Source organism: Mesorhizobium sp. M2A.F.Ca.ET.037.01.1.1, from assembly GCF_003998075.1.
Lineage (GTDB): Bacteria > Pseudomonadota > Alphaproteobacteria > Rhizobiales > Rhizobiaceae > Mesorhizobium.
The window spans coordinates 1-12,045 of record NZ_RZSA01000071.1 but is presented as its reverse complement, the minus strand read 5'-3'; the positions used below and the strand labels follow the sequence as shown (position 1 = coordinate 12,045).

Genomic DNA, 12,045 nt, shown 5'->3' with positions numbered 1-12,045 from the left:
GGCAAGAAGATCATCCCGCTCTGCCCCTTCGCCAACGCCCAGTTCCGCCGCCACCCGGAATGGGCGGATGTGCTGAAGCAGTAGAGGATTTCTTCCTTCCCCCCTTGCGGGGAAGGTGGCCGCGCAGCGGCCGGATGAGGGGTGCTCCGGGGAAAGCCAGCGTCTCACTCCGCTGGAACACTCCTCATCCGTCTCGACGCTGGCGCGCCGATCCACCGCCCAGGGGCGAGCCACGGGTCTCGCCCCGTCCTTCCGACCCCACAAGGGGAGAAGGAAGAGGCCTAGTCTTGCCATTTGCACCGGCCGGCCATCTTGCCTAAGTTGACGGTTCGTTCGGACGAAACCTGTCGTCTCGCCTGTCCCCGATTTGAATGGCTCCCCTGATGACCGATACCGACCTGATCCCCGTTTTCGACGGACACAACGACACGCTGCTGCGACTCTACCAGTCGAAGGAAGCCGATGTCGAAAAGCTGTTCATCGAGGGAACGCCGGGTGGCCATATCGACCTGCCGCGCGCCAGAAAGGGCGGCTTTGCCGGCGGCATGTTCGCGATCTTTCCGCCGCCGGTCGAAAAGTCGAAGCGCGGCGCCGTGCCGCCGGCGCCGAGCGACAACGAGCCGTTGCCGCCCGAGCTGCCGCAGGCAGAAGCGATCACCTCAACCATAGGGATGGCCTCGATCCTGTTCAGGCTGGAGCGCGCCGGCGCGCTGACCGTCTGCCGCAGCGCCGGCGATGTGCGCGACGCGATGGCGAAAGGCTCGATCGCGGCGATTTTCCATATCGAAGGCGTCGAGGCGATCGATCCCGGACTCGCCATGCTCGACGTGCTGCACGCCGCCGGGCTGCGCTCGCTGGGCATCGTCTGGAGCCGCCCGAACGCCTTCGGCAATGGCGTGCCGTTCCGCTTCCCATCCTCGCCCGATACCGGGCCTGGCCTCACCGATGCCGGCAAGGCGCTGGTCAAGGCATGCAACCAGCTCAGGATCATGATCGACCTGTCGCATCTCAACGAGAAGGGTTTTCGCGACGTGTGCGAGCTTAGCGACGCGCCGCTGGTCGCGACTCATTCCAACGTGCATGCGATCTGCGGCCATTCGCGCAACCTGACCGACTGGCAGCTCGGCGCGATCCGCGAATCGGGCGGCATGGTCGGCCTTAACTTCGCCACCGGCTTCCTGCGCGAGGATGGCCGCATGAACGCCGACACCAGCATCGACATCATGGTGCGCCACATCGATTCGCTGTTGCAGGCGCTGGGCGAGGACGGCGTGGGTCTCGGCTCCGATTTCGACGGCGCCATGATCCCGGCCCCGATCGGCGACGTCGCCGGCCTGCCCAAGCTCATCGATGCGCTCGCGGCGCGCGGTTTCGGACGCGCGCTGATCGAGAAGATCGCTTATCGCAACTGGCTGAGTGTGTTGGAAAGAACCATAGGGTGAAGCGTGCCTACTGCGCGTAACCCATTCGCTTCAGCCAGTCTTTGCCAACGCCGCGGTCGCGGATGACCGGCAGAGGGTCCTCCTGATCGAGCCGGGCGCAGATGCGGTAGACCTCCAGCGTCTCGGCATTCATCTCGCCGCGCTTGAAGAAATACATCGCCGCCGCGTAGCGGGTGCGGCCGGACCACATCTCGCCGAGCGGCGTGTTGACCAGCTGCCACTGCTCGGCGGCTTCCGCCTCGAGGTCTTCCGCTTCGCTTGCCATCGTCAGAAGTCCGCCGGCGGGTTGGCGGTGCGGCGGTCGAGCTTGATGAAGGGCCGCGGCACCACCTTCGCCTTCTTCATCAGCTTCTGGTACTGCAGCTCGCGCATGGCGTAGATCTCGACCCAGAGATCGTCGACGATCGTGTCGCCATAGGGCCGCTGCAGGGAGGCGAGCGCGATGTTGCGCTTGGCCATGGGCGACCACATCGCCGCGCTGACCAGCCCGACCTCCTGGCTCTTCCTGTAGTAAACGATGGCATGCTCGGCCGGGATGTTGCCTTCGATCTCCAGCCCAACCAGCACATGGCGCAGCTTCTTCCTGCCGCGCGCTTCGAGGATGGCGCGGCGGCCGTTGAAGTGGCCCTTGTCCGAATCGATCATGAAGCCGAGGCCGATCTCGTCGGGCATGCGCAGGCGGTCGGCGCGAATGGCGTGCTCGGCAGCTGTGAAGTCGGCATTGGCGACGATCAGCCCGGCTTCTAGCCTGGCGCGGTTCAGCGCGGTGTAGCCGATGGCGCGGATGCCGCGCAGCTCGCCCGCCGCCATCAGCCGGTCCCAAAGGCTCAGCGCCTTGTCGGCCGACACGAACAATTCGTAGCCGAGATCGCCGGTGAAGCCGGTGCGCGAGATGGTCACGGTGCCACCGTCATGCGCGAATTCGGCAAGGTCGAAGATTTTCAGCCGCTGGATGCCGGCGAAGCCCGCGTCGCGCAGGATGGCGAAGGAGGTCGGGCCCTGCAGCGCGAGGCCGGCGACGGCTTCGGTCTCTTCCTCGACGCTGACCTCGTAGCCAATCGCGCTGTCGAGCAGCCAGGGCAGATGCCGCTCCTGCGAACCCAGGCGGAAGCGCGTCGGCGAGAGCCGGAACAGCGTTCCGTCGTCGAGCACGAAACCGTCGTCGTCGCACCAGGCGGTGTAGTGGACGCGGCCGGGTTTCAGTTTTGTCACGTCGCGCAGCGTGACGCGGTCAAGATAGGCTTCGGCGTCTGGGCCTTCGATCCGGTATTTGGTCATCGGCGAGATGTCGAACAGCGCCGCCTGGCTGCGGATGGCGAAATATTCGAGCTCCTCGTCCCACAGGGAATGCGGCGCGCGATAGCCGGCCCAATTGTACCAGTCCTCCTTCAGCCCCAGCGCGTCGATGCGCGGCTGGAAAGGCGTGCCGAGCCGCAGCGTGCGGAAGTGGGATTGGGCGGTTGTACGAGTGTCGGCCGAGGGCTTGGTCGTGGGATGATGGTTCATGACGGCGTTCCTTCGCCGTAGAGCGCTACTTCGACGAATTTCATTCTCATGCCCTCATCGCGATGATGCGGCGCGCGGCGTTGAGGCCGGGCGCGCCGGAGATGCCGCCGCCCGGATGCGAGCCGGCGCCGGCAAGGAACAGCCCTTCGAGCGGCGTGTCGTAGCCCGACCAGCCGGAGACCGGCCGCGACATCAGCATCTGGTCGGCCTGCATTTCGCCATGGTGCCAGTGGCCGCCGGGCATGCGGTAGCGCGCCTCGATGTCGGCGGGCGTCAGAAGCTCGGCGTGGCGGACCGTCGCGCCGATGCCGGGCGCATAGGTCTCGAGTTGACCCATGACCGCCTTGAGGAATTGCGGCTTGCCGGCGGTCCAGCCTTCTTTCAACACATAGGGCGCGTATTGCACCACGGCCGAGAGCACGCAGGCGCTGGACGGTGCGAGCGATGGATCGACCAGGCTGGGCAAGGTAATCTCCATCACCGGCTCGGGCGAGAACGCGCCATATTTCGACGGGTTGAAGGCGCGCTCGACATGGTCGGGCGAAGGCGCGATGACGAGGCGACCCTTATGGCCGGCGGCATCGATGCCTGAGAATTGCGGCGGTCGGTCGAGCGCCAGATGGAGCTTCGCCGCATCGCCCTTCATGCGGATATTCCGGACCTTGCGCACGAAGCCGGTGTCGACCTCGCGCGGGCCGACGAGATCGAGGATCGTGGCTGCGGGATTGATGGCCGAGACGACGGTCTTTGCGCGCAGCGTCTCGCGGCTCTGCGTAACGACCCCCACGGCGCGGCCCTTCTCGACGATCACCTTGGCGACCGGCGAAGCGCGACGGATGGAGACGCCGGCCTTCTCCGCCGCGGCGCGAAGGGCGGCAACGACGGCGCCCATGCCGCCTTTCGGCTGGACTTGCGCGCCCGCAAGGCCGCCGATCTCGCCGGCAAGCCGATAATAGAGACCGAGCAGGGAGGTCGGCGAGCGCGGCCCCAGATGCGAGCCGAGCGTCGCGTCGAAGGCAAGCAGACCCTTCAGTCGGTCGTCCGAAAGCTGCTCGTCGAGCAGGTCGCAGACATTCATCAGAAGCACGCGCAGGAAGTCGCGCATGTCTTCCTTGCCGAGCCGCTTCAACGCCAGCGCCGTCTGGCCAAGCCCGGTCATTTCCGTGAGCGACATGTTGCCGAGGTCCGGCGGCCGGCGCGACAGGAACGGCTTCAGCACGCCGGCATAGCGCAGCAATTGTGAACGCAATTCCTTCCAGGCGGCTTGCTCCGAAGGGCTCGCGCCGGTCAGCACTTCGCCATAGGCGCCGTGCAGCGTAAGCGGGCCGTCCTTGGACAGCGCGACCGAGGGCACGAAATCGCCGCGTTCGACTTTCAGCCCGTGGCGTTCCAGCTCCAGCGTCTTCACCACATCGGGATGCAGGCGGTTGAGCAGATGGGCGACCGCGGAGACTCGAAAGCCCGGCGCGAATTCCTCGGTGCGTGCCGCGCCGCCGACCTCGTTGCCGGCTTCGAGCAGCAGCACCTTGCGGCCGGATTTCGCCAGCGTGGCGGCGGCGACGAGGCCGTTATGGCCGCCGCCGATGACGATGGCGTCCCAATTCATTTCAGATGACGTCATGGGCCGGGCTCATATGCAGGGTCGGCTTGGCGAGATCGCGCAGGATCTCGGCGGCGGCGTTGCGTCCCGGTGCGCCCATGACGCCGCCGCCGGGATGGGTGGAGGAGCCGCACATATAGAGCCCGCCGATCGGCGAACGGTATTGCGCGTAGCCCGGCACCGGGCGGTTGAAGAGCAGCTGGTCGAAGGTCAGCTCGCCCTGGAAGATATTGCCTTCGGTGAGGCCGACCTCGGCCTCGATCTCGCGCGGCGTGCGCACCTCCATATGGACGATGCGATCGCGGAAGCCGGGCGAATATTGCGCGATCTGGGAAATCACGCTTTCGGCGAAGCCGTCGCGGTCGGCGTCGGTCCAGTCGCGCCCGTCTATCTTGGGCGGCGCGTATTGGACGAAGCAGCTCATGAAGTGCTTGCCCGGCGGCGCCATGGTCGGGTCGAGCGTGGTCGGGATCATCATGTCGAGGAAGGGGTCGGCAGACCAGCGCCCGGCCTTCCAGTCGTCATAGGCGCGCTCCATGCGTTCGATGGAATCGGTGAAGTGCATGTCGGCGCGGTAGACCGGCGAATCCTTCGGCAGGGCCGGAAACTCGGGCAGCGAATCCAGCGCGATGTTGACCTTGCCGGACGAGCCGCGGATCTTGAAGTTCCTGACACGGCGCAGGAAGATGTCGGGCAGTTCCTTCTCCTCGACCAGTTTCAGGAAGGTGCGCTTGACGTCGGCGTTGGAGATGACGAGCTTGCCAAAAATTTCCTCGCCGCTGGCGAGCACCACGCCCTTGGCCTTGCCGTTCCTGATCAGCACATGATCGACCTCGGCGCCCGTGCGGATGGTGCCGCCGGAAGCCTTGAAGGAGGCGGCCAGCGCCCTGGTGACGGCGCCCATGCCGCCGCGCGCATAGCCCCAGGCGCCGATCGAGCCGTCGACCTCGCCCATATAGTGGTGGAGCAGCACATAAGCCGAGCCCGGCGACATTGGCCCGAGCGCCGTGCCGATGATGCCGGACAGCGCGAAATTCGCCTTGATGATCTCGGTCTCGAAATACTCGTCCAGGAAGTCCGAGATCGACATCGTCCAGAAGCGCAGGGTCAGCGCCATCTCCTCGGCCGAGAGCCCGGCGAACTTCTTGCCGAGATAGAGCAGCTCGCCGAGGTCGCGCGGCTTGAAGCTCGTCGGGTCTGGCGCGGTGCGCATCAAGAGCGGCTGGATGAAGCGGCACTGCCGCGTGACGTCGCGCGAATAGCGATCATAGGCCTCGGCGTCGCGCTTCGAGAAGCGCGCGAACTCGCGACGATGGGCATCGTGGTCGCGGTAATTGGCGAGATAATCGCCGTCGCGCGTGAACACGGCGCCGCCTTCATAGGAGATCACCTGCAGACCGAAGCGCGGCAGCTCGAGATCGCGCATGATCTCGGGTCGGAACAGCGAGCAGACATAGGAGCAGTTGGAATAGAGGAAGCCCGGCGTCAGCTCCCGGCTGGTGGCCGCGCCGCCGACCCAGTCGTTCTTCTCGACCACCAGCACGTCCAGGCCGGCGCGCTGCAGATAGCAGGCGTTGACCAGTCCGTTATGTCCGCCGCCGATGACGATCGCGTCCCAGGCCTTCAAGCGCGCAGAAGCTCCATCCGGTAGCCCTATCTTCCTGTTTTTGCGCAACTCCTGACGGAAAACCGCTTCACGCTTTTCCTGGAATTGCCCGTGCCTTTGTTCCCCGATTGCCCGAATTTGGCACGGTTCACGGTTTTTTGTCCAGCCATCTTGAATGAATGTTCAACAAATGATGTTGCGTTTTCCTGTTGATGCGCTAGGCTTTGGCAGCATTCTGGACTGATCCACATCGGCATTTGGGGTTGAAGATCCGATGATCGAAACGGCTGACGCCGAGCCGGAATATGACGACACCGCCATTCGCTTTCTCGAAGCGTTGTGGGGCGAGGGCTACCTTTCGCCGGGCGGCCCCGAAGAGGTCGACCGCGTCATCGAAGGCCTGTCGCTCAAGGGCAAGACGATCGCCGATATCGGCTGCGGAGCCGGCGGCATCACGCTGCATCTGGTGGCAAAGCACGGCGCGGCTCGCGCCACCGGCTTCGACGTCGAGAAGCCGGTGATCCAGGCGGCAAGGCGAGGGGCGATAAGGCAGGGCCTGGAGGACCGCGTCAGCTTCGTCCAGGCGCCGCCGGGGCCGCTGCCTTTCGCCGACGCCTGCTTCGACCTCGTCTTCTCCAAGGACGCGCTTTTGCATGTGCCGGACAGGGACGCGCTGTTCGCTGAAGTCTCCCGCGTGCTGAAGCCGGGCGGGGTCTTCGCGGCGTCGAACTGGATGATCGGGCATGACGGCGAGCCGTCGCCTCAGATGAAGACCTATATAGCGGCCGAAGGGCTGTCCTTCGCCATGGCCTCGCCGGCGCGCTACGCCGAAGCGATGCGGCGCGCCGGCTTCACCGACATCACCATCCGCGACCGAAATCCATGGTACCGCGAGGTCGCCGCGAAGAGCTTTCGCGGCTCAAGGGGCCGCTCTACGCGCAGGCCGCGGCAGCGGTCGGCGCGGCCTATGTCGACAAGAACATCAAGACCTGGGAGGCGATGCAGAAGGTGCTTGACAGTGGCGAGCACCGCCCCACTCATCTGCGCGGTTGGAAGCCGGTTGGATAGCCGGCGATGCTGGAGACCGTCACCCATATGAAGACCGCAGAGGCTACCGACAACGACACTCAATCGGCACCCAAAGGCGATGCCGAAAAGCGCGGCCGCAAGGCCTCGAAAGAGGTCCGGCAGCTGCAGCTGATCGAGGCGACGATCGATTCGCTGGCCAAGCGCGGTTACGCCGAAACGACGATGGCCGACGTGGCCGACGGCGCGGGCCTGTCGCGGGGCATCGTCAACTTCCATTTCGAGAGCAAGGAAAAGCTGCTCATCGCCACGCTGCAGCACATGTATGACGAGTATTCGGCGCATTGGCGCACCGCCCTCCAGAAGGCGGGCGACGATCCGGCGAGACAGCTGCAGCAGCTGGTGTGGGCCGATTTCGACCGCTCGATCTGCAACAAGCGCAAGCTTGCCGCCTGGCTCGCCTTCTGGGGCGAGGCCAAGTCGCGGCCGACCTACCAGGCGCTGAGCAGCTCGCGCGACGCCTATTACCAGCAGGTCTTCATCGATCTCTGCACGACGCTGAAGGAGAGCGGCGGCTACGCCTATGACCCTCAGGCCATCGCGCTCGCGCTCAGCGCCATGCTCGAGGGCCTGTGGCTGCGGCTGATGATGGGGACGGAGGACACCACGCGAGAGACGGCGTTGCAGGCGGCAAACGCGTTTTTGGCCGCCGCCTTCCCCAAACATTTTGGCTAGCGAGAACTGGGGCTAGCAAAAACCGGGGTTAGCAACAGCCGGCCAAACAAGACCGGCAAACCAAAGAGGATGGAACAGCATGAAGAAACTCAGCCGACGCCTGACACTGACCCTGGCGCTTGGCGGCGCGCTCGCGGCTTCGGCGGCGGCGTTCGCCGTTGCCGCCGACAAGGACCTGATCGTGTTCGACTGGTCCGGCTACGAGGATCCGAGCTTCCACGGCAAATATGTCGAGAAGAACGGCGACTCGCCGATCTTCGCCTTCTTCGGCGACGAGGACGAGGCCTTCGAAAAGATCCGCTCCGGCTTCAAGTCCGATCTCGGCCATCCCTGCTCGCAAAGCGTGGTGAAGTGGCGCGAAGCCGGGCTCTTGCAGCCGCTCGACACCTCGAAGATCACTGGCTGGAAGGACCTCAATCCCGGCATCATGGCGATGAAGGACCTCGCCACCACGCCCGACGGCAAGGCCTGGTTCATGCCTTGGGACTGGGGCGATACCCAGCTCACCTACAATTCCGACAAGATCGCCGAAAAGGACGTGCAGTCGCTGAAGGTGTTCGCCGATCCGAAATACAAGGGCAGGGTCTCGATCGGCGACAATGTCGATGACGCCTATGCGCTGGCCAGCCTCGCCATCGGGCTCAAGGACTGGACCAAGATGACGGACGAGCAGTTCAGCCAAGCGTCGGACTTCCTGCGCCAGGTGCACAAGAACGTCCGCTCCTACTGGACCGACACCACTGACATCGTGCAGCTGCTCTCGGGCAGCGAGGTCGATCTCGCCTGGGCCTGGAACGACGCCACCGTGCAGTCGGCCGCCGCCGGCGTGCCGATCAAATCCAAGAAGGACACCGACGAGGGCATCTCGACCTGGGTGTGCGGCTACGTGCTGTTCAAGGACGCGCCAGGCAACATCGACAAGGCCTACGACTATCTCAACGCCGTCAACGATCCGGAAGTCGCCAAGACGTTGGTGAAGGACTGGGGCTACGGCCAGGCCAATGCCAAGGGCATGGCGGGCGTCGACCCGGCGGTGCTGAAGGAAAAGGGCTACGACAACGTCGAAAAGTGGGTCGACAAGACGCTGTTCCAGCAGCCGCTGCCCTCGGAACTCAAGCTCAAGATGATCGCCGAATTCGAGAAGATCAAAGCCGGCTATTGAATGCTGCTTTCGTGGCCCCGGTTTTTTCCTAGAACCGAACCAGGGCAATCGCTTAGGTTCAAATTTGCCCATAGCTTTTCGAACGTTGGCGCCGCCCCTCACCTGCCTGCCGGCATCCTCTCCCCGTATAGTGACGGGGAGAGGGGCGCTCCCATCGATGGTTTCGCCAATTTCGAACGTTGCAAGTAAGGCGCCGAGGTTGCGGCCAGCCCCTTCTCCCCGTCACTATACGGGGAGAAGTGCCCGGCAGGGCGATGAGGGGCAGCGCTGAGTTCGAAAATTATCGGATTTGATCACAAGTTGGAGGCTGTCATCGGTTCGAAGCTATTGGTTGGACGCGACCCAGGCGGGCTCGCCAAAGCTTCTGAATTCTCCTAACTTCCGTCACTCGTCCGCGATGGGGGAGTTTTTCGCGCCATGAAGACCATGCTTCGCCGCCTTGCCTTGGCCGCCCTCGTCACAGTCGGCGCGGGCACTGCCTATGCGCTTGCGGAAGGCGGCGGCGACCTCGTCGTCTTCGATTGGTCCGGTTACGAGGACCCGCTGCTGCATCCGGCCTACACAGCCAAATACAATGCCGAGCCGACCTTCTTCTTCTTCGGCGACGAGGACGAGGCCTTCGAGAAGATGCGCGCCGGCTTCAAGGCCGATATCGCGCATCCCTGCTCGCAAAGCGTGGTGAAGTGGCGCGAGGCGGGATTGCTGCAGCCGCTCGACACTTCGAAGATCGCCGGCTGGAAAGATCTCAATCCCGGCATCATGGCGATGAAGGATCTGGCCACCACCGCCGACGGCAAGGCCTGGTTCATGCCGCTCGACTGGGGCAACACCTCACTGTTCTACCGCACCGACAAGGTGACGGCGGACGAGGCGCAATCGCTGAAGATCTTCGCCGATCCGAAGTTCAAGGGCCGCGTCACCATCGGTGACAATGTCGACGACGCCTATGCGCTGGCGAGCCTGGTCATCAGCCTGAAGGACTGGACCAAGATGACGGACGAGCAGTTCAGCGAGGCCTCCGCCTTCCTGCGCGACGTGCACAAGAATGTCCGCTTCTACTGGACCGACGACACCGATCTCAACCAGGCCTTCACGGGCAATGAGGTCGACCTGGTCTGGGGTTGGAATGAGACCTATGTGACGCTGAAAGGCCAGGGGATGCCGATCGCCATGAACCGTGACACCAAGGAAGGCATTTCGACCTGGGTGTGCGGCTATGTGCTGCTCAAGGATGCACCGGGCAAGCTCGACCAGGCCTATGATTTGCTGAGCGCGGTCAACGCGCCGGGCGTTTCGGAGTATATGGTGAAGACCTTCGGCTACGGTCACGGCAACAGCGCGGGCATGGCAGCGATGGACCAGAAGCTGCTCACCGAGCGCGGCTTCGACAATCTCGACAAGTTCCTCGACAAGACGCTGTTCCAGCAGCCGGTGGCGCCGGACCTCAAGCAGCGCATGGTCGCCGAATTCGAGAAGATCAAGGCCGGCTATTGAAGAGCATCATTGAAAGAACCGACGTCGTCATCGTCGGCGCCGGTTTCACCGGCTTATGCGCCGCGCTCGAGCTGAACCGGGCGGGTATCGATTTCCTTGTCCTTGAAGCACGCGATCGTGTCGGCGGCAGGGTGGAGGCTGTCCGCAACGGACTCGGCGAGCTGATCGACAGCGGCGGGCAGTTCCTATGCCAGGACATGCCCGAGCTGATGGCGCTGGCCAAGGCGCGGGGCAAGAGCTTCGTCGAGACCTATATCGAAGGCGAGTTCATCACCCATCCGTCGATGTCGGTCGAGGAAGCCGAGCGGACCTATCAGGTCGCGATGGCGATCCGCGAGCGCATGAACAGGATCGAGCCGGACGATGCCTCGATCGCCGGACTGACCGTGGCGACATGGCTCGAGCGCCAGAAGGACACGGCCGACGCTAAGGCGGCCTTCCGTTCGATGATCGAGGGCCTGTGGTGCCTGGCGCTGGACAAAGTGCCGCTCTGGTATCTGATCGACAATGATCGCCGCATCACCAACGAGGTGTTCGAGCTGCAGTATTTTCTGGGCGACACCATGCAATCGCTGGCTGAGGATCTGGCCGCCGAGCTCGGCGACCGGCTGCGCCTGAACCAGGCGGCGACGCGTGTCGAGCGCGCCCCGCAAGGCATTCGCATCAGCACCGGCGCGGCCACGATCGAAGCGCGCGAGGTTCTGATCGCGCTGCCGCCGGCGACGGCCGCCAAGCTCGACTTCGCGCCGGCTTTGCCGGCGGAACTGGCAAGCGCGCTCGGCGTCTGGGAAAGCGGCGCGGTGATCAAGATCCTGGTGCGCTACGCAAAGCCGTTCTGGCGCGAGCGGGGCCTGTGCGGCATGGTCATGTGGCGCGACCAGCCCGGGCTGTTTGCCTGCGACGCCAGCAAGGATGCCGACCATGCCGCGCTCGTGGTGTTTGTCGGTGGGCCACTGGCGCTGCGCTGGCATCCGCTCGGCGAGGCGGCGCTGCAGGCGGAAATCACCGCCAGACTTGTCCAGGCGCTCGGCCCGCAGGCCGCCGACATAGTCGATTTCAGCGCGCGTGACTGGGCGCATGACCGCTGGAGCGGCGGGGCCTATAGCGATCTCGTCATCGATGTGACGGCGCGCGATGCCGAACGCGTGATCCTCGCCGGCGCGCCGCCGGTCTATTTCGCCGCTTCTGAGGTCTCGCCGTCTTTCCCGGGTTATGTCGAGGGCGCGATCGTCGCCGGGCGCATCGCTGCCGCAAAGATTCAGTCGGCCATCGCCACCAAGGCCTCGGGGTCGTAGGCGAGGCGAATCGGGGCGCCGACCGGAATATCGTCGGCGCCGAAATCATTGGTCTCGGTCACCGAGAGCGGTTTTTCGAGCCCCGGTATCTCGACGATCAAATGGGTGATCTCGCCGAAATAATGCCGCTCGATGACCTTGCCGGCGACCTCGAATTTTGCCGACGCATTGTCCCACAG

At 64.4% G+C, this 12,045-nt stretch carries 12 protein-coding genes; 7 read left to right on the top strand and 5 right to left on the bottom strand.

From position 1 onward, the window contains the following. Both EOA27_RS41975 and EOA27_RS06160 read left to right on the top strand, forming a co-directional pair. Nucleotides 1-84, top strand: an 84-nt coding sequence (locus EOA27_RS41975) for an N-acetyltransferase (protein ID WP_145970271.1), incomplete at its 5' end; no start/stop codon positions are given. A 299-nt stretch (nucleotides 85-383) separates the two neighbouring features. Continuing rightward, complete coding sequence (locus tag EOA27_RS06160) at nucleotides 384-1,442, top strand: dipeptidase (RefSeq protein ID WP_126080889.1); 1,059 nt, start codon at nucleotides 384-386, stop codon at nucleotides 1,440-1,442. A gap of 7 nt (nucleotides 1,443-1,449) precedes the next feature. Here EOA27_RS06160 and EOA27_RS06155 read toward each other — a convergent pair whose 3' ends face one another. Genes EOA27_RS06155 through EOA27_RS06140 form a run of 4 tightly spaced genes read right to left on the bottom strand, consistent with a single transcriptional unit; the run spans nucleotide 1,450 to nucleotide 6,175 of the window. Then, the gene (locus EOA27_RS06155) at nucleotides 1,450-1,707 is read right to left on the bottom strand and encodes a hypothetical protein (RefSeq protein WP_126080890.1); all 258 of its coding nucleotides are present in this window, start codon (nucleotides 1,705-1,707) and stop codon (nucleotides 1,450-1,452) included. 2 nt (nucleotides 1,708-1,709) lie between these two features. Beyond that, the gene (locus EOA27_RS06150) at nucleotides 1,710-2,948 is read right to left on the bottom strand and encodes an aminomethyltransferase family protein (RefSeq protein ID WP_126080891.1); all 1,239 of its coding nucleotides are present in this window, start codon (nucleotides 2,946-2,948) and stop codon (nucleotides 1,710-1,712) included. A gap of 46 nt (nucleotides 2,949-2,994) precedes the next feature. Then, a complete protein-coding gene (locus EOA27_RS06145; RefSeq protein ID WP_127255753.1) occupies nucleotides 2,995-4,569 on the bottom strand; it encodes an NAD(P)/FAD-dependent oxidoreductase in 1,575 nt (524 codons plus the stop codon). Then, nucleotides 4,556-6,175, bottom strand: coding sequence for an NAD(P)/FAD-dependent oxidoreductase (locus EOA27_RS06140; RefSeq protein WP_126080893.1), 1,620 nt, complete (start codon nucleotides 6,173-6,175; stop codon nucleotides 4,556-4,558). The genes EOA27_RS06145 and EOA27_RS06140 overlap by 14 nt, the downstream gene beginning before the upstream one ends. Nucleotides 6,176-6,428: 253 nt before the next feature. On the opposite strand from EOA27_RS06140, the gene EOA27_RS06135 reads away from it, so the two are divergent. The 5 genes from EOA27_RS06135 (at nucleotide 6,429) to EOA27_RS06110 (ending at nucleotide 11,866) form a co-directional block, all read left to right on the top strand. Next, complete coding sequence (locus tag EOA27_RS06135) at nucleotides 6,429-7,253, top strand: class I SAM-dependent methyltransferase (RefSeq protein ID WP_245466912.1); 825 nt, start codon at nucleotides 6,429-6,431, stop codon at nucleotides 7,251-7,253. Continuing rightward, entirely contained in the window at nucleotides 7,229-7,915 is a 687-nt protein-coding gene (gene betI / locus EOA27_RS06130) for a transcriptional regulator BetI (protein WP_126080894.1), read from the top strand. Before EOA27_RS06135 ends, betI begins: the two co-directional genes overlap by 25 nt. Nucleotides 7,916-7,994: 79 nt before the next feature. After that, nucleotides 7,995-9,077: an ABC transporter substrate-binding protein gene (locus EOA27_RS06125; RefSeq protein WP_126080895.1), complete on the top strand. Its 1,083-nt coding sequence runs from the start codon at nucleotides 7,995-7,997 to the stop codon at nucleotides 9,075-9,077. Nucleotides 9,078-9,494: 417 nt separating this feature from the next. Next, nucleotides 9,495-10,571: an extracellular solute-binding protein gene (locus EOA27_RS06115; protein WP_126080896.1), complete on the top strand. Its 1,077-nt coding sequence runs from the start codon at nucleotides 9,495-9,497 to the stop codon at nucleotides 10,569-10,571. Next, nucleotides 10,568-11,866 (top strand): flavin monoamine oxidase family protein, encoded by a 1,299-nt coding sequence (locus EOA27_RS06110; RefSeq protein ID WP_126080897.1) that lies wholly within the window; start codon nucleotides 10,568-10,570, stop codon nucleotides 11,864-11,866. The genes EOA27_RS06115 and EOA27_RS06110 overlap by 4 nt, the downstream gene beginning before the upstream one ends. Here the strand turns inward: EOA27_RS06110 and EOA27_RS06105 are convergent. Continuing rightward, nucleotides 11,830-12,045: TOBE domain-containing protein (locus EOA27_RS06105; protein WP_127255751.1), on the bottom strand; the 216-nt coding region annotated here is incomplete at its 5' end. The genes EOA27_RS06110 and EOA27_RS06105 overlap by 37 nt on opposite strands.